This window comes from Rhodoferax sp. GW821-FHT02C08 (assembly GCF_059421805.1).
The window spans coordinates 44047-59843 of the sequence record NZ_JBWKVR010000013.1 but is presented as its reverse complement, the minus strand read 5'-3'; the positions used below and the strand labels follow the sequence as shown (position 1 = coordinate 59843).

The following is a 15797-nucleotide window of genomic DNA, read 5'->3' as shown; positions in this document are numbered from 1 at the left end:
GTGCCAGATGGGCCAGCGCCTCAGCGGGGCCTCAGATTCTCGCCGATGGCGCCTTCATTTCTCACTACCATATAGCAAAGTGCACAATAGCCACCCGCAGCCGGGGTGCCCGGCCACAACACCCCCGAAGAACATGAGCCCCAAGGACGATATCCAACTTCTGCGCATCAACTACCTGCGCGGCCCCAACATCTGGACCTACCGACCGGCTCTCGAAGTCTGGCTAGACCTGGGGGAACTCGAAGACTACCCCTCCAATCTCCTGCCAGGTTTTACCGACCGCCTGGTCGCCATGCTGCCCGCCCTGGTGGAACACCACTGCGGCGTTGGCGAACGCGGTGGCTTCCTGCAACGTCTGGTGGAAGGCACCTGGGCCGGCCATATCCTGGAGCACGCAGTGATCGAGCTGCTGAACCTGGCGGGCATGCCCACCGGTTTTGGCCAAACCCGCAGCACCTCCCAGCGCGGCGTCTACCGCATGGTGTTCCGGGCGCGTGACGAGCAGGTTGCCCGTACCGCCCTGGCCCAAGGCCACCGGCTGCTGATGTCGGCCATCAACGATGTTCCGTTTGACGTAGCCGCCGCCGTGGCCGCCGTGCGCGCCGAGGTGGATGACTGCTACCTGGGCCCCAGCACCGCCTGCATCGTGGCCGCCGCCACCGACCGGGGCATTCCGCACATCCGCCTGAACGACGGCAACCTGGTGCAACTCGGCCATGGTGCCCGCCAACGCCGCATCTGGACGGCAGAGACCGAGTTCACCAGCGCCATCGCCGAAGGCATCGCGCATGACAAAGACCTGACCAAGACCCTGCTGCAGTCCTGCGGTGTGCCCGTGCCCGAGGGAGTGGCCGTGGACAGCCCGGCCGCCGCCTGGGAAGCCGCGCAAGACATCGGACTGCCCGTGGTGGTGAAACCATCCGACGGCAACCATGGCCGCGGCGTCACCCTGGACCTGAGCAACCAGGCCGACATCGAAGCCGCCTACCTGGTGGCCGAAAAGCACGGCAGCGAGGTGCTGGTGGAGCGCTTTGTGCGCGGCAACGAGCACCGCCTGCTGGTGGTCGGTGGCCGCGTGGTCGCCGCCGCACGCGGCTCAGTGGCCTGGGTCACCGGCAACGGCCATTCCACCGTGGTGGAGCTGGTTGATACCCATATCAACACCGACCCGCGCCGGGGCACCCACGAAGACGCACCATTGGGCCTGATCGACACCCGTGGCGACGAAGCCGTGCTGCTGGACCTGCAGCGCCAGGGCCTGACGCCCGACTCGGTACCCGCCGCTGGCCGCCAGGTGCTGATCCAGCGCAACGGCAACGTGGCGATCGACTGCACCGACCAGATGCACCCCGAGGTGGACCACATCGTTTCGCTGGCGGCTCGTATCGTGGGCCTGGACATTGCTGGTGTGGACGTGGTGGCCGAGGACATCTCCAAGCCGCTGAGCGCCCAAGGCGGCGCCATCGTCGAAGTGAATGCCGGCCCCGGCCTGCTGATGCACCTGAAACCGGCCGAGGGCGCCCCCCGCCCCGTGGGTCGAGCCATCGTGGACCACCTGTTCTCCGAGCATGAAACCGGCCGCATCCCGGTGGTTGGCGTAGCCGGCACCCAGGCCACACACACCATTTCGCGCCTGGTCGCCTGGCTGCTGCACTTGAGCGGCCTGCGCGTGGGCCTGGCCTGCCGCGACGGCCTGTTCCTGGACACCCGCCGCATTGAATCCACCGATTGCGCCCACTGGGCTCCGTCGCACCGCCTGCTGATCAACCGCTCCATGGAAGCCGCGGTGATTGAAAACGGCGCGGCCAGCATCCTGCGCGACGGCCTGGCCTACGACCGCTGTGCCGTGGGCATCGTCACCGACATGGGCGGCGCAGACAAGCTGGCTGAATTCGACATCACCGAGGAAGACCAGCTCTACAAAGTGCTGCGTACCCAGGTAGACGTAGTCTTGCCCGAAGGCGTGGCCGTGCTGAATGCGGCCAACGCGCGCGTGGCCCAGATGGCCGAACTCTGTGACGGCAGCTCCATCCTGTATGGCCTGGACCCGCAGTTGGAAGCCACCGTGGCCCACCGCGCCACCGAAGGCCGTGCCGTGGTGGTCAACAAGGGCTACATCATGCTGGCCACCGGCAGCTCCGAAGCACCATTGGTGAGCCTGGACATCCTGTCTGCCGTCTGGCAGCGCGAGGTGCCGCTGGAACCCATCCTGGCCGCGATTGCCGCCGCCTGGGCCATGGACATCTCGCCCGACCTGATCGTCGCCGGCCTGAAGACCTTTGAGCTGGACCTGCCTACCGCGCGCACCGTACTCCCCGCCGTGCCCACAGCAGCGCCCTACCGTACCGAACAAGAAGATAGAAAGACCGACTGATGGAAGTCTCACGCATTCGGGCCCTGCGTGGCCCCAATCTCTGGAGCCGCCACACCGCCGTCGAAGCCGTGGTTTCGTGCGTGGAAAACGAACGTGCCATCGGCCAGTTGCCCGGCTTCGAGGCCACCGTACGCGCACTGTTCCCCGCCATAGGCCCGCTGCGCCCCAACCGCGAACACGCCTCGGTATCCCTGGCCCATGTGCTGGAAGCCGCCACCCTGGCCCTGCAAGCCCAGGCCGGCTGCCCTGTGACCTTCAGCCGCACGGCCTCCACACCGCAAGCGGGCACCTACCAGGTCATCGTGGAATACAGCGAAGAGGCTGTTGGCCGCCAGGCACTCGAACTCGCCCAGGCGTTGATCCAGGCCGCCCTGAGCAACACCACATTCGACGTGGACAGCGCCATCGCCCAGCTGCGCGAAACCGATGAAGATGAACGCCTGGGCCCCAGCACCGGCGCCATCGTGGACGCGGCCGTAGCCCGCGGCATTCCCTACCGCCGCCTGACCAAGGGCAGCATGGTGCAATTTGGCTGGGGCTCGCGCCAACGCCGCATCCAGGCGGCTGAGTTCGACGCCACCAGCGCTGTCTCCGAGGCGATTGCCCAAGACAAAGACCTGACCAAAAAACTGCTGCACGCCGCCGGCGTACCCGTGCCTCTGGGTCGCCCCGTCAATAGCTTGGATGAAGCCTGGCAAGTCGCCCAGGAAATCGGCCTGCCCGTCGTGGTCAAGCCGCAAGACGGCAACCAGGGCAAGGGCGTCACCGTGAACATCGTGGACCGCCCGCACCTGGAAGTGGCCTATGCCGCCGCCGCCGAGATTGGCGAAGTCATGGTGGAAAAATTCCTGCCCGGCAGCGACTTCCGCCTGCTGGTGGTGGGCAACAAACTGGTGGCTGCAGCCCGCCGCGACCCGCCCCAGGTGCTGGGCGACGGCGTGCACACCGTGCGCGAGCTGGTGGACATCGTCAACTCCGACCCCAAGCGCGGCGAAGGCCATGCCACCTCGTTGACCAAGATCCGCTTTGACGACATCGCCATCGCCCGCCTGGCCTTGCAAGGCCTGCAGCCAGAATCGATTGCCGAAAAAGGTCGGCGCATCATTCTGCGCAACAACGCCAACCTGAGCACCGGCGGCACCGCCACCGATGTGACCGACGACGTGCACCCCGCCGTCGCGGCCCAGGCCGTGGCCGCCGCGCAAATGATTGGCTTGCACATCTGCGGCGTGGACGTGGTCTGCGAAAGCATGCTCAAGCCGCTGGAAGACCAGCACGGCGGTATCGTGGAAGTGAACGCCGCGCCCGGCCTGCGCATGCACATCTCGCCCTCCTTCGGCAAGGGCCGCAATGTGGGCGAAGCCATGGTCAGCAACCTGTATGCGCCCGGCGAAGACGGCCGTATCCCGGTGGTCGCCGTCACCGGCACCAACGGCAAAACCACCACCGCCCGCCTGATCGCCCATCTGTTCACCAGCAGCGGCATGCGCGTAGGTATGACGAATACCGACGGCGTGTACGTCAACGGCCGCCAGATCGACAGCGGCGACTGCTCGGGCCCGAAAAGCGCGCGCAATGTGCTGATGCATCCCGACGTGGATGCGGCCGTGTTCGAAACCGCGCGCGGCGGCCTGCTGCGCGAGGGCCTGGGTTTCGACCGCTGCCAGGTCGCCGTGGTGACCAATATCGGCGCCGGCGACCACCTGGGCCTGAACTACATCACCACGGTGGAAGACCTGGCCGTGCTCAAGCGCGTGATCGTGCAAAACGTGCAGGCCACCGGCTATGCCGTGCTGAACGCCGCCGACCCCATCGTCGCGGCCATGGGTGCCTCCTGCCCCGGCAACGTGATCTTCTTCACCGCCGACCGCCACCACCCGGTGATGGCCACACACCGGGCCCAAGGCCGGCGCACGGTGTATGTGGATGGCGACCACATCGTGGCGGCCGTGGGTTCCTGGCGCGAACAGATCGCCTTGCGCGATGTGCCGTTGACCCGTGCCGGCACCATTGGCTTCCAGGTGGACAACGCCATGGCCGCCGTGGCTGCCGCCTGGGGCGTGGGCCTGAACTGGGACACGATTCGCCGTGGCCTGTCCAGCTTTGCCAATGACGCCGACAACGCGCCTGGCCGTTTCAACGTCATGGACTACCGTGGCGCCACCATCATTGCCGACTACGGCCACAACCCGGACGCCATGCGCGCCCTGGTCGCCGCCGTGGACGCCATGCCGGCCAAGCGCCGCTCGGTGGTCATCAGCGGCGCTGGCGACCGGCGCGACGAAGACATCCGCGAGCAAACCATCATCCTGGGCGACGCTTTTGACGACGTGATCCTGTTTGAAGACGCATGCCAGCGTGGCCGCGCCGACGGCGAAGTCGTCGCCCTGCTGCGCGAGGGCCTGGCCAACGCCCAGCGCACCCGCCAGGTGGACGAAATCTATGGCGAATTCATCGCCATCGACAAGGCCCTGGAACGCCTGCAGCCCGGCGACTTGTGCCTGATCCTGGTGGACCAGGTGGAAGAAGCCCTGGCCCACCTGGCCCAGCGCGTCGCCGCCGCCTAAGCCATTCCAGGCAGCGCCCCAGTTTCATAAAAGAAATGGGGCGCTGGCGCAGAATACACCTGCGCCAGCAGCTACTAAAAATATAGCAACCGCTTTCGTTCGGGCAGATCGGGCTGGGACCAGATTCGCAACAGGGTGTAGTCAGCGCGGCTGCCGCCCGGCTGGACTGTAAAATCGCGCCTTTTCGCCCCCTCCCCTCCCATGTCGTCTGTCCCCGCTGGGCACTCCCGTGCCTGCTTTGACCTGAAAAGCGCTACGCTGCCCTTGATGGCGCTGGTGCTCAAGACCGCCAACCTCAACATCCTGGGGCAAGAGCTGGAAGCGCGCTATGGCGACACGCCCGACTTCTTTGACCAGGACCCGGTAGTCGTCAACCTGGCGCAGGTCGAGGAAGAAGCCCTGCCCATAGACTTCAAACAACTGTGCGTGCTGCTGCACAGCTACCGCATGCATGCCATTGCCGTGCACGGTGGCAGCCCGGAACAACGCGCCGCAGCCGTGGCCGTAGGCCTGGTGGAAGCACCCGACATTACCCACGCACAGCCGCTGCCGGCTCCCGCCCCTGCGCCCGTGGCACCCGAAGCAATTGCCCCCGCTGTGGCGCCCGGCACGCTGATCATCGACAAGCCTTTGCGATCCGGCCAGCAGGTTTACGCCCGGGGCGGCGACCTGGTGGTGCTGGCCGTGGTGAGCTTTGGTGCCGAAGTGCTGGCCGACGGCAATGTGCATGTGTACGCCCCGCTGCGTGGTCGCGCGATTGCCGGCGCCAAGGGCAATACCGATGCACGCATTTTCAGCACCTGCCTGGAAGCCCAGCTGGTGTCGATTGCCGGCACCTACCGCACCTCCGAAATCCCGCTGCCCGCCGATGTGCTGGGCAAGGCGGCCCAGATTCGCCTGGTAGGCGAAAAGCTGGTGATGGAACCTCTTCTTTAAACACTCTCAACCCAGAAAGACCCGCATCCCATGACCAAGATCATTGTGGTGACATCCGGCAAAGGTGGCGTTGGCAAAACCACCACCAGCGCCAGCTTCGCATCCGGCCTCGCTCTGCGCGGCCACAAGACGGCGGTGATCGACTTTGACGTCGGTCTGCGCAACCTGGACCTGATCATGGGTTGCGAACGCCGTGTGGTGTACGACCTGATCAACGTGATCCACAACGAAGCGAATCTGAACCAGGCGCTGATCAAGGACAAGCAGTGCGACAACCTGTTCGTGCTGGCCGCCTCGCAAACCCGCGACAAGGACGCCCTCACGCAGGACGGCGTGGAGCGCGTGCTGAAGGATCTGGGCGACATGGGCTTTGAGTACATCGTCTGCGACTCACCCGCCGGCATCGAAACCGGTGCGCTGATGGCCATGCACTTTGCCGATGAAGCCCTGGTGGTGACCAACCCCGAAGTCTCGTCCGTACGCGACTCCGACCGCATCCTGGGCATGCTGGGCTCCAAGACCAAGCGCGCCATAGAAGGCAAAGCCCCCGTCAAGGAACACCTGGTCATCACCCGCTACAACCCCACCCGCGTGGAAGACGGCCACATGCTGTCGCTGGAAGACATTCAGGACATCCTGCGCATTCCGCTGATGGGCGTGATCCCCGAGTCGGAAACCGTGCTGCAGGCATCGAACCAGGGCCTGCCGGCCATCCATCTGGCAGACAGCGATGTGTCCGAGGCGTATAAGGACGTGGTGGCACGCTTCCTGGGCGAAGAAAAACCCATGCGTTTTGTGGAAGCCGTGAAACCCGGGTTTTTCAAGCGCCTGTTCGGGGGGAAATAAGCCATGTCTTTCCTGTCTTTCCTGCTGGGGGAAAAGAAAAAGACCGCCACGGTCGCCAAAGAGCGGCTGCAGATCATTCTGGCGCACGAGCGCAGCGGCCGCGGCGCCAGCCGTCCTGACTACCTGCCCGCACTGCAGCGCGAACTGGTGGCCGTGATCAGCAAATACGTGTCCATCAACGCTGACGACATCAAGGTCCACCTGGAACGCCAGGACAACCTGGAAGTGTTGGAAGTGAAGATCGAACTGCCAGAGGCCCTTCGATGAAAGCGTGGATGGCTGCCGCAGGTATTACTGTCGCCTGCGCAAGCAGCCTACATGCTGAACAAATTGGCGCGGTAGACACGGCCTTCCAGTGGATAGGCCCGGACCACAAGATCGTGGTCGAAGCCTATGACGACCCGCAGGTGCAAGGCGTGACCTGCTATGTATCGCGTGCCAAGACCGGTGGCATCAAGGGCGCGCTGGGCCTGGCCGAAGACAAGGCCGAGGCATCCATTGCCTGCCGCCAGGTTGGCCCCATCAGCTTCAGCAAACCACTGCCCCAGCAGGATGAGGTGTTCAACGAACGCCTGTCCATCCTGTTCAAGAAGCTGCGCATCGTGCGGATCGTGGACAAACAGCGCAACGCGCTGATCTACCTGACCTATTCAGACAAGCTGATCGACGGTTCGCCGCAAAATGCCGTCACCGCCGTGCCGGTAGAGCGTGGCACGGTGATTCCGCTCAAATAGATGGTGAACAGACTCTAGGGCCGCTCAGGCCCAGTCGTTGCCACCCATATCGCCGAGATCAAACACCTCGTCGTTACCCGAGCTGTCCATGCTGGACGGCGTATCCACCGCAAAAGCCCCGGCATCCCTGGCCAGGCTGCTATCGCTCTGGCCCAGGAAATTGCTGTCCAGCGATGGGAAGGCGGGCACCAGCTCAGTCAGGCCAAAGGTCGATGCCGACGCATTGTTGTGGTGGCCCATCAGGTTCTCAATGCCCTGGAACAAAAAGGCACCGGCTGCCACTCCAGCCGCCGTGGTCGCCATGCTGGTCAAAAAGCTGGGCGCCTGGAAGCGTGAAGGCGCAGCCGCCACAGGTGCAACAGGTGCAGGTGCGGGCGAATAGGCAGGTGGGAGCGCCGATGCAGGCGGCGCCACAGGCGACTGCGCATACGCCGACGAAGCAGGATTGCGACCCCATGCCGTGCTGTCCAGAAAGCTACCGCTTGCCGAAGCCGGTGCCTTGCTGCGTTGCAATTCGGCCTGCAGGCTGGCGATCTGCGCCTGGGCCGCTTGCAGTGCCTGGTCCTGCAGCAAGCTGCGCTGGACCAGTAAATACGTGGCATCCGGCTGGCAGGCCACCGTGCTTTCAATCAGCGCATGGGCTTCGGGGTCTTTGGGGCCGCCCTTGGCCAGAGCCAGCTGCTGCAGGAACTGGGTCAGTTGTTCGCGTTCTTGGAAGTTCATAAAAACCTCGTCCAGGTAGTAGTACTTAATAGATACGCACTGTGATCCACAAATTCAATACCTATACATGCCAGGTGGTGAAGCAAACGTAAAGATCCGGTAATTTTGCATACAAACGGAATTAGGTTTTATGTGCAGCTATATTTTCCATAGCTGCTTGCGCAGATTCCATGTGCGCCAGCCCCCTATTTCCTTCAAAACTGCCGTCCACAGCTCCAGGCTGCCGAGGTGCCTGTGCAAGGCGCTGGGGACACGGCACCCGTAATGCGATACTTGGGGCATTGCCGTAGGGATTTCCAAGCTGTTCCGCGCCATGCCGTTTGCCTAAAGGCCGAGGCTCTGGCGCGACGTCCCCGGCGGCCCTACCCCGCATCAAAAACAACTCCAACACGTCCACCGCCCTGGGATGCGAACCGCCGCAACCGTCGCCACCACCATGCCCCCCGTCAACACGCCCCACATCAAAGGCTGGTGCCCCGGTGCGCTGCGCCCCATGCTGTCGGGCGACGGGCTGGTGGTGCGTGTACGCCCGCAGGCTGGGCGGCTCACGCAGGCACAGGCAACCGGGATTGCCGCGCTATCCAACAGCCATGGCAACGGCCTGCTCGACCTGACCAGCCGGGCCAATCTGCAGCTGCGTGGCGTTGCGCCCGCATCGCACCCCGGGCTGATCCAGGCGCTGCGGGATCTGGACCTGCTAGATGCCAGCCCGGAAGCCGAAGCCCGGCGGAACATCGTCGTCACGCCGTTCTGGACGCCGGGCGACGGCACCCTGCAGATCGCCAACACCCTGGCCCAGGCCCTGGCCGCACCGGACGCGCCCGACTTGCCAGGCAAGTTCGGCTTTGCGGTAGATACAGGCCCACGGGCCATACTGGGCAGCACCTCGGCCGACATCCGCATCGAACGCAACGCCTTGGGTTACACCGTGCGTGCCGATGGCTATGCGACCGTGGCCGAAGTGTCGACGAACGAAACCGTGCCCGCCGCGATAGAGCTGGCCCGCTGGTTTCTGGCCCAGCGCGGCGCAACACCGGGGCGCAGCCGGATGGCGGCGCTGGCGCCGCAGGCCCTCCCAGCGCAATTTCAAACGCCAATGGCGACCCCGGCTGCGGCCACCCAACCCCAGCCAGGCGGAGTCGCAGCAGGCTGGCTGGCCGGAGCCGAATTCGGCCAGCTCGCCGCAGCCACACTCGCCGCCCTGGCCGATCTGGGCCCGCTGCGCATGACGCCCTGGCACATGCTCCTGGTCGAAGGAGCCACCCAGGCGCCCGACCTGGCCGGCCTGATCACCCAGGCCGACGATCCGCGCCTGCGCGTGGTCGCATGCACCGGCGCACCTGGCTGTCTGCAGGCCCTAGCCGCCACACGGCCCCTGGCCCGTGCGCTGGCCCCCCAGATGCCCGCCGGCCAACTGTTGCATGTCTCCGGCTGCAGCAAGGGCTGCGCCCACCCGCGCGCCGCGCTGACACTGGTGGCAACACCGGCGGGCTTTGACCTGATCCGTAACGGCACGGCATCTGCCTCCCCCGATGTACAGGCCTTGTCTACCGAATCCATTGCTTCTTACTTGTTCCCCACATTCCATGCGCCACGCATTTGAAACCGATGGCGTAGCCATTTACCGCCAGTCCTTCGCCATCATCCGGGCCGAGGCCGATCTGGCCCGCTTCAACCCCATCGAAGAGCTGGCCGTCGTCCGCATGGTCCACGCTACCGGCATGGTCGGCCTGGAAGCCCATGTGCGCTTTTCCGAAGGCATGGCCGAAGCCACTCGCAGCGCGCTGGAGGCCGGTGCCCCCATCCTGTGCGATGTGCGCATGGTCAGCGAGGGCATTACCCGCAGCCGTCTGCCCGCCAACAACCAGGTCATCTGCACACTAAACGACCCCGCTGTGCGCGAGCTGGCCCAGACCCTATCGACCACCCGCAGCGCCGCCGCGCTGGAGCTGTGGCGGCCGCACCTGGCCGGCGCCGTGGTGGCCATAGGGAATGCGCCCACCGCGCTATTTCACCTGCTAAACATGCTGCAAGACCCGGCCTGCCCACGTCCAGCCGCCATCATCGGTTGCCCAGTGGGCTTTGTCGGTGCGGCGGAATCCAAGGCCGCGCTGATGGCCGACTTGCCGGCGCCGTCACTGGTAGTGCAGGGCCGCCTGGGTGGCTCGGCCATCACCGTCGCCGCAGTCAATGCATTGGCCAGCCGGAGAGAAATCTGATGGGCCGCATCCTTTGCGCCGGGCTGGGCCCCGGCGATCCCGATTTGATGAGCGTGCGTGCCGACCGCGCGATCCGCGCCGCCGGCCATGTCGCCTACTTCCGCAAGAAAGGCCGCCCCGGCCAAGCTCGGCGCATCGTCGAAGGCATGCTGGCACCAGGGGTGACCGAATACGCAATGGAATACCCGGTGACCACCGAGCTGCCCTTCGACAGCCCCGAATACATCGCCTGCCTGGCCGGCTTCTACGATGACTGGGCCGCCCGCCTGGCAGTGCTGGCGCAAACCGAAGACGTGCTGGTGCTGTGCGAGGGTGACCCCTTCTTTTACGGCTCGTTCATGCACTTGTTCACCCGGCTACAGGGCCGCGCCGCCGTGGAAGTGATACCCGGCATTCCGGGCATGGTGGGCTGCTGGTGGGCCACCGGCACACCGATTACCTGGGGTGACGACGTCTTGACCGTGCTCATGGGCACGCTGCCCGAGGCCGAGCTGCTGCGCCATATGCAATCCGCCGACGCGCTGGTCATCATGAAGACCGGCCGCAACCTGCCACGCGTGCGCAACGCGCTGGCTGCCGCCGGTCGACTGGACCAGGCCTGGCTGGTCGAACGCGGCACCATGCCGGGCGAGCGCGTTGTGCCACTAATCGAAGTGGACGGCACCGACTGCCCCTACTTCGCCATCGTACTGGTGCACGGCCATGGGCGCCGCCCCGAGGTACTGGAATGAGCGGCTGGCTGTGCATTGCGGGTCTTGGCCCGGGCGACCCGCATCTGGTCACACCCGAAGTCACCGCCGCGATTGATGCCGCCACCGACGTGGTCGGCTACATCCCCTACGTCGCCCGCATTGCGCCGCGCGCCGGCCTGACGCTGCACCCTTCCGACAACCGGGTGGAGCTGGACCGGGCCGCTGCCGCGCTGGCCATGGCCGCCGAAGGGCGCCAGGTGGTGGTGGTTTCTTCCGGCGATCCGGGGGTGTTTGCGATGGCCTCGGCGGTGTTCGAAGCCCTGGAAAACCAGCCTGCATGGCAGCAGCTGGACATCCGCGTGCTGCCCGGCATCACCGCCATGCTGGCCGCCGCAGCCCGCGCCGGTGCGCCGCTGGGCCACGACTTCTGCGCCATCAACCTCAGCGACAACCTGAAACCCGCTAGCCTGATCGAAACTCGCGTGCGCGCCGCCGCCGGGGCAGATTTTGCGATGGCGTTTTACAACCCGCGCTCGGCCAGCCGACCCGACACCTTTGGCCGCATCCTGGCCGTACTGCGCGAGACCTGCGGGCCTGGCAGGCTGATCACCTTTGCACGCGCCGTGTCTACGCCGCAGGAACAGATCCTTACCGTCACACTGGCCGAGGCCACGCCCGAGATGGCCGATATGCGCACCGTGGTGCTGGTCGGCAATGCCGCCACGCGCCGCGTGGGGCGCTTCGTCTACACGCCACGAACCGCAGGATGAGCTGCGATCCAGTCCATCACCTCGGCCACCGTGGCGACAGTGGCGCGGGCAGGAATGTAGGGGCGGTCTACCAAGATTACCGGTATGCCCAGCGCTCGCGCAGCAACCAGTTTGGCCTCTGCGCCGCTGCCACCGGCGTTCTTGGCCACCACATGGCTGATGCCATGGGCCTGTATCAAAGCACGATCGCCGTCCACCGTGAATGGGCCGCGCGCCAGCACCACCTCGGCCTGGGGCAAGGGCAGGTCCGGCACGTTATCAACCAGACGCAACAGGTAATGGTGCTGCGGACGCACCGCAAACGCGGCCAGGTTTTGCCGGCCAATCGCCAAAAACACCCGGGCCGGCGCCTGGGGCAATGCGGCAACGGCAGCTTCGATATCGGGCACATGCTGCCACTGGTCACCAGCCTGAGCCACCCAGGCCGGGCGCTCCAGGGCCAGCAACGGAATACCCAAAGCGCCACAGGCCGCAATCGCATTGCCGCTCATCTGTGCCGCGAACGGATGGGTGGCATCCACCACATGGCTGATACCCTGTGCCTGCAGCCAGGTTTGCAAACCCGCGACACCGCCAAAGCCGCCAACCCGCATAGGCAGTGGCTGTGCAACGGGCGCTTCGGTGCGGCCGGCGTACGAAAACACTGCGTCCATACCGGCCGCAGCCAGGGCGCAGGCCAGCTGGCTGGCTTCTGTGGTTCCCCCCAATACGAGGATGCGTAGCATGGTTGATCCCTGGCTTTCCATCATAGGTTTAGGCGAAGACGGGCTGGCTGGCCTGAGTGATGCCAGCCGCGCAGCACTGGATGCTGCCGAAGTCATTTTTGGCGGACCGCGCCACCTGGCGCTGGCCGATGCCGGGCCGCGCGGCCAGCCATGGCCCGTGCCCTTCGACGTGGCCCCGGTGCTGGCACTGCGCGGCCAACGTGTGGCTGTGCTGGCCTCGGGCGACCCGTTCTGGTTTGGTGCCGGCGGTAGCCTGGCAGCGCAACTGGATGCAGCGGAGTGGACTGCCTACCCCGCGCCCTCCACGTTCTCGCTGGCGGCTGCACGCCTGGGCTGGCGACTGGAAGAAGTGGCTTGCCACGGCCTGCACGCCACCCCATTTGCCAGCATCCGCCCCAGCCTGCAGCGCGGCGCACGCCTGCTGTGCCTGTTGCGCGACGGCACGGCCGTGCGCGACTTCAGCGCCTGGCTGGACCAGCAAGGTTTTGGCGCCTCTGCGCTGTGCGTGCTGGAAGCCCTGGGCGGCCCGCGTGAACGCATACGCCACAGCACGGCCACCGGTTTTGATCTGCTGGATGTTGCCGCCCCCGTGGCGCTTGCCATCGAGGTGGCAGGCGCGCTGGGCCTGCCACGCAGCGCCGGCCTGCCGGACACAGAATTTGCCCACGACGGCCAGATCACCAAGTCCCCCATGCGCGCGCTGACGCTGGCCGCCCTGGCGCCCCGCCCCGGCGAACACCTGTGGGACATAGGCGCGGGCTCGGGCTCCGTCTCGGTGGAATGGTGTCTGGCGGGTGGCCGCGCCAGCGCCGTCGAGCAACATGCCGCGCGCGTGACCAATATCCGAACCAATGTGGACCGCTATGGCCTGGCCGGCACTCTGCACGTAGTCGAAGGCCTGGCGCCCGAGGCGCTGGCCAGTCTGGCGCCACCGCAGGCGATCTTCGTCGGCGGTGGTTTCAATCTGGCACTGTTCACGGTTTTGCAATCCCTGGCTCCCTCTGGCTGTAGGTTGGTGGTGAATGCGGTCACGCTGGAAACCGAATCCGCGTTGACCCAGCTGCACTTGCAGCACGGCGGCGATTTGCTACGCATCGAACTGGCCGCATCGGCACCGCTGGGCAGCATGCGTGGCTGGCAACCCGCCCGCCCGGTAGTGCAGTGGAGCATAACGCTCTGAATACGGTGGTAAAAATCGCTGGCCTGGGCTTTCGCGCCCAGGCCACAGTGGCATCACTGCGCAGCGCCTTGCAGGCCGCTGGTGCCCATGGCATCAGCGCGCTGGCCACGGCCGAAGACAAGGCCCATGCCCCCGCCCTGCGGCAGCTGGCTGCGGAACTGGGGCTACCCGTACTGGCAGTGCCACTGGCCACGCTGCAGCAGCAAGCCGCCAACGCCAGCCCCCATGCCCCCGCCCGCTACGGCGGCCACAGCTTGGCCGAAGCGGCAGCACTGGCCGCAGCCGGCATAGGCGCGCAACTAGTCACGGCCCGGGGTGTATCCACCGACCGCATGGCCACCGCAGCCATCGCGGAAAATACCCGGCTATGACTGTCCACTTCATCGGCGCCGGCCCCGGCGCCCCCGACCTCTTGACCCTGCGCGGCCGCGACCTGATCGCCGCCAGCCCCGTCTGCCTGTATGCCGGCTCCCTGGTGCCCGAAGGCGTGCTGGCCCACTGCCCACCCGGCGCCCGCATCGTCAACACCGCCCCGCTGTCGCTGGAGCAGATCCTGGCCGAAATCAGCACCGCCCATGCCGCCGGCCAAGACGTGGCCCGCCTGCACTCGGGCGACCTGTCGGTCTGGTCGGCCATGGGCGAGCAATTACGCGGCCTGCGCGCACTCGGCATCCCCTACACCGTGACGCCCGGCGTGCCCTCGTTCGCCGCCGCCGCCGCCACGCTGGAGGCTGAATTAACCTTGCCCGGCCTGAGCCAGTCTGTGGTGCTCACGCGCACCTCTGGCCGCGCATCGGCCATGCCCAGCACCGAGTCGCTGGCCAACTTCGCCGCCACCCAAGCCGTGCTGGCGATCCACCTGTCCATCCACGTACTGCCCCGCGTGGTGGCCGAGCTGGTGCCGCACTACGGCGCAGACTGCCCGGTCGCCGTGGTCTGGCGCGCCAGCTGGCCGGACGAGCGCGTGGTGCGCGCCACACTGTCCACCATTGAAGCCGCGATGGGCGAAGGCATGGAGCGCACAGCCTTGATCCTGGTCGGGCACACCCTGGGTGCAGAAAGCTTTGACCACAGCCGCCTCTACGCAGGCGACTACGACCGCCGCTACCGCCCGCTGGGCACCGCGCCACGCTTCCCGGCAGGCACGGAATGAACATCGATCTCTGCCTGGTCGGCATAGGCACCGGCAACCCCGACCACGTCACCCGCCAAGGCGTAAAAGCGTTGAACGCCGCCGACCTCATCCTGGTGCCCCACAAAGGCGAAGGCAAAGCCGACCTGGCCGAGCTGCGCCTACAGCTGTGCCAGGAGCTGGTGACCAACCCCGCCACCCAAGTGGTGCAGTTCGACATGCCGGTACGCGACGTCAATGACCCCGACTACCCCGGCGCCGTCAATCGCTGGCACGACGCCATTGCCAACGTATGGCTCCAAAAAATGCGCGCCCATCTACCAGCAGGCGGGCGCATAGCCCTGCTGGTGTGGGGCGACCCCTCGCTCTACGACAGCACGTTGCGCATCGCCGAACGCCTGGCTTTGCAGCTGCCATTAAAAGTGTCTGTGGTGCCCGGCATCACCGCGCTGCAAGCCCTAACCGCCGCGCACGCCATCGCACTGAACGACATCAACGCCCCCGTCACCATCACCACAGGCCGCCAACTGCGCGACCACGGCTGGCCCGAAAGCGCCGACACCGTGGCCGTAATGCTGGACGGCAACTGCTCTTTTCAACACCTGCCGCCCGAGGGCATCACCATCTGGTGGGGTGCCTACCTGGGTATGGCTCAGCAGATTTGCATTGCAGGGCCACTGGCAGAGGTGAGCGAAAGGGTTCAGGCGGAGCGCCAGGCGGCGCGGGCGGCGCATGGGTGGATCATGGATACGTATCTGATGCGGCGAGGGTAGCGGGCCTGACACATCACTTGGTCTGCAAAGCAGCGGTTGCTGCCGGTGGCCGCGCGCACGCGTGCTCACGCTGTCGGGTGTCAAGCGGTCGTTCGGTGTGGCCAAAGAACCATGGCCCGAAGAGCC

Annotated in this window: 16 protein-coding genes; 14 read left to right on the top strand and 2 right to left on the bottom strand. The window is 66.0% G+C overall.

The features are described from left to right. The first annotated feature begins 133 nt into the window (after positions 1-133). The 6 genes from AC07VY_RS16480 (at position 134) to AC07VY_RS16455 (ending at position 7457) form a co-directional block, all read left to right on the top strand. Positions 134-2374, top strand: a complete 2241-nt coding sequence (locus AC07VY_RS16480; protein ID WP_495098378.1) for a cyanophycin synthetase — start codon at positions 134-136, stop codon at positions 2372-2374. Beyond that, the gene (gene cphA / locus AC07VY_RS16475; protein WP_495076056.1) at positions 2374-4941 is read left to right on the top strand and encodes a cyanophycin synthetase; all 2568 of its coding nucleotides are present in this window, start codon (positions 2374-2376) and stop codon (positions 4939-4941) included. The genes AC07VY_RS16480 and cphA overlap by 1 nt, the downstream gene beginning before the upstream one ends. 201 nt (positions 4942-5142) lie before the next feature. Further along, positions 5143-5877 carry a septum site-determining protein MinC gene (minC, locus tag AC07VY_RS16470; RefSeq protein ID WP_495098377.1) on the top strand — a complete coding sequence of 245 codons (735 nt, stop codon included), beginning with the start codon at positions 5143-5145 and terminating at the stop codon, positions 5875-5877. Between the two features lie 30 nt (positions 5878-5907). Further along, positions 5908-6723 (top strand): septum site-determining protein MinD, encoded by an 816-nt coding sequence (minD, locus tag AC07VY_RS16465; RefSeq protein ID WP_495076058.1) that lies wholly within the window; start codon positions 5908-5910, stop codon positions 6721-6723. Positions 6724-6726: 3 nt separating this feature from the next. Beyond that, complete coding sequence (gene minE, locus AC07VY_RS16460) at positions 6727-6990, top strand: cell division topological specificity factor MinE (protein WP_076197818.1); 264 nt, start codon at positions 6727-6729, stop codon at positions 6988-6990. Positions 6991-6998: 8 nt separating this feature from the next. Further along, on the top strand, positions 6999-7457 hold the full coding sequence (locus AC07VY_RS16455) for a CreA family protein (RefSeq protein ID WP_495098454.1): 459 nt from the start codon (positions 6999-7001) through the stop codon (positions 7455-7457). Between the two features lie 24 nt (positions 7458-7481). Here AC07VY_RS16455 and AC07VY_RS16450 read toward each other — a convergent pair whose 3' ends face one another. Next, positions 7482-8180 carry a DUF2076 family protein gene (locus AC07VY_RS16450; protein WP_495076059.1) on the bottom strand — a complete coding sequence of 233 codons (699 nt, stop codon included), beginning with the start codon at positions 8178-8180 and terminating at the stop codon, positions 7482-7484. Positions 8181-8616: 436 nt separating this feature from the next. Between AC07VY_RS16450 and cobG the strand changes: the two genes are divergently transcribed. The 4 genes from cobG to cobJ are packed head-to-tail and all read left to right on the top strand — an operon-like array spanning position 8617 to position 11861. After that, a complete protein-coding gene (gene cobG, locus AC07VY_RS16445; RefSeq protein WP_495119492.1) occupies positions 8617-9783 on the top strand; it encodes a precorrin-3B synthase in 1167 nt (388 codons plus the stop codon). Beyond that, the gene (locus AC07VY_RS16440) at positions 9767-10399 is read left to right on the top strand and encodes a precorrin-8X methylmutase (protein WP_495098375.1); all 633 of its coding nucleotides are present in this window, start codon (positions 9767-9769) and stop codon (positions 10397-10399) included. The genes cobG and AC07VY_RS16440 overlap by 17 nt, the downstream gene beginning before the upstream one ends. Then, entirely contained in the window at positions 10399-11130 is a 732-nt protein-coding gene (locus tag AC07VY_RS16435; RefSeq protein WP_495076062.1) for a precorrin-2 C(20)-methyltransferase, read from the top strand. The genes AC07VY_RS16440 and AC07VY_RS16435 overlap by 1 nt, the downstream gene beginning before the upstream one ends. Further along, the gene (cobJ, locus tag AC07VY_RS16430) at positions 11127-11861 is read left to right on the top strand and encodes a precorrin-3B C(17)-methyltransferase (RefSeq protein ID WP_495098374.1); all 735 of its coding nucleotides are present in this window, start codon (positions 11127-11129) and stop codon (positions 11859-11861) included. The genes AC07VY_RS16435 and cobJ overlap by 4 nt, the downstream gene beginning before the upstream one ends. On the opposite strand, the gene AC07VY_RS16425 is transcribed toward cobJ, so the two are convergent. Continuing rightward, positions 11837-12586, bottom strand: a complete 750-nt coding sequence (locus AC07VY_RS16425; RefSeq protein WP_495098373.1) for a cobalt-precorrin-6A reductase — start codon at positions 12584-12586, stop codon at positions 11837-11839. The genes cobJ and AC07VY_RS16425 overlap by 25 nt on opposite strands. Between AC07VY_RS16425 and cbiE the strand changes: the two genes are divergently transcribed. From cbiE to cobF, 4 genes are read left to right on the top strand one after another with little or no spacing between them, the layout of a single operon-like run. Next, the gene (gene cbiE, locus AC07VY_RS16420; protein ID WP_495098372.1) at positions 12585-13766 is read left to right on the top strand and encodes a precorrin-6y C5,15-methyltransferase (decarboxylating) subunit CbiE; all 1182 of its coding nucleotides are present in this window, start codon (positions 12585-12587) and stop codon (positions 13764-13766) included. The two genes, AC07VY_RS16425 and cbiE, sit on opposite strands and share 2 nt — an antisense overlap. Next, on the top strand, positions 13748-14137 hold the full coding sequence (locus tag AC07VY_RS16415; RefSeq protein ID WP_495098371.1) for a cobalamin biosynthesis protein: 390 nt from the start codon (positions 13748-13750) through the stop codon (positions 14135-14137). The genes cbiE and AC07VY_RS16415 overlap by 19 nt, the downstream gene beginning before the upstream one ends. Beyond that, on the top strand, positions 14134-14919 hold the full coding sequence (gene cobM, locus AC07VY_RS16410; protein ID WP_495098370.1) for a precorrin-4 C(11)-methyltransferase: 786 nt from the start codon (positions 14134-14136) through the stop codon (positions 14917-14919). The genes AC07VY_RS16415 and cobM overlap by 4 nt, the downstream gene beginning before the upstream one ends. Continuing rightward, positions 14916-15671 (top strand): precorrin-6A synthase (deacetylating), encoded by a 756-nt coding sequence (gene cobF, locus AC07VY_RS16405; RefSeq protein ID WP_495098369.1) that lies wholly within the window; start codon positions 14916-14918, stop codon positions 15669-15671. The genes cobM and cobF overlap by 4 nt, the downstream gene beginning before the upstream one ends. The last annotated feature ends 126 nt before the right edge of the window (positions 15672-15797 follow it).

Excerpts from the sequence above, each read along its gene's own strand:
- cphA (WP_495076056.1), top strand. The coding sequence starts at position 2,374 with ATGGAAGTCTCACGCATTCGGGCCCTGCGTGGCCCCAATCTCTGGAGC.
- AC07VY_RS16450 (WP_495076059.1), bottom strand. The coding sequence starts at position 8,180 with ATGAACTTCCAAGAACGCGAACAACTGACCCAGTTCCTGCAGCAGCTG.
- cobM (WP_495098370.1), top strand. The coding sequence starts at position 14,134 with ATGACTGTCCACTTCATCGGCGCCGGCCCCGGCGCCCCCGACCTCTTG.
- cobG (WP_495119492.1), top strand. The coding sequence starts at position 8,617 with ATGCCCCCCGTCAACACGCCCCACATCAAAGGCTGGTGCCCCGGTGCG.
- cobF (WP_495098369.1), top strand. The coding sequence starts at position 14,916 with ATGAACATCGATCTCTGCCTGGTCGGCATAGGCACCGGCAACCCCGAC.
- minE (WP_076197818.1), top strand. The coding sequence starts at position 6,727 with ATGTCTTTCCTGTCTTTCCTGCTGGGGGAAAAGAAAAAGACCGCCACG.
- cobJ (WP_495098374.1), top strand. The coding sequence starts at position 11,127 with ATGAGCGGCTGGCTGTGCATTGCGGGTCTTGGCCCGGGCGACCCGCAT.
- cbiE (WP_495098372.1), top strand. The coding sequence starts at position 12,585 with ATGGTTGATCCCTGGCTTTCCATCATAGGTTTAGGCGAAGACGGGCTG.
- AC07VY_RS16435 (WP_495076062.1), top strand. The coding sequence starts at position 10,399 with ATGGGCCGCATCCTTTGCGCCGGGCTGGGCCCCGGCGATCCCGATTTG.
- AC07VY_RS16455 (WP_495098454.1), top strand. The coding sequence starts at position 6,999 with ATGGCTGCCGCAGGTATTACTGTCGCCTGCGCAAGCAGCCTACATGCT.
- minC (WP_495098377.1), top strand. The coding sequence starts at position 5,143 with ATGTCGTCTGTCCCCGCTGGGCACTCCCGTGCCTGCTTTGACCTGAAA.
- AC07VY_RS16440 (WP_495098375.1), top strand. The coding sequence starts at position 9,767 with ATGCGCCACGCATTTGAAACCGATGGCGTAGCCATTTACCGCCAGTCC.
- AC07VY_RS16480 (WP_495098378.1), top strand. The coding sequence starts at position 134 with ATGAGCCCCAAGGACGATATCCAACTTCTGCGCATCAACTACCTGCGC.
- minD (WP_495076058.1), top strand. The coding sequence starts at position 5,908 with ATGACCAAGATCATTGTGGTGACATCCGGCAAAGGTGGCGTTGGCAAA.
- AC07VY_RS16425 (WP_495098373.1), bottom strand. The coding sequence starts at position 12,586 with ATGCTACGCATCCTCGTATTGGGGGGAACCACAGAAGCCAGCCAGCTG.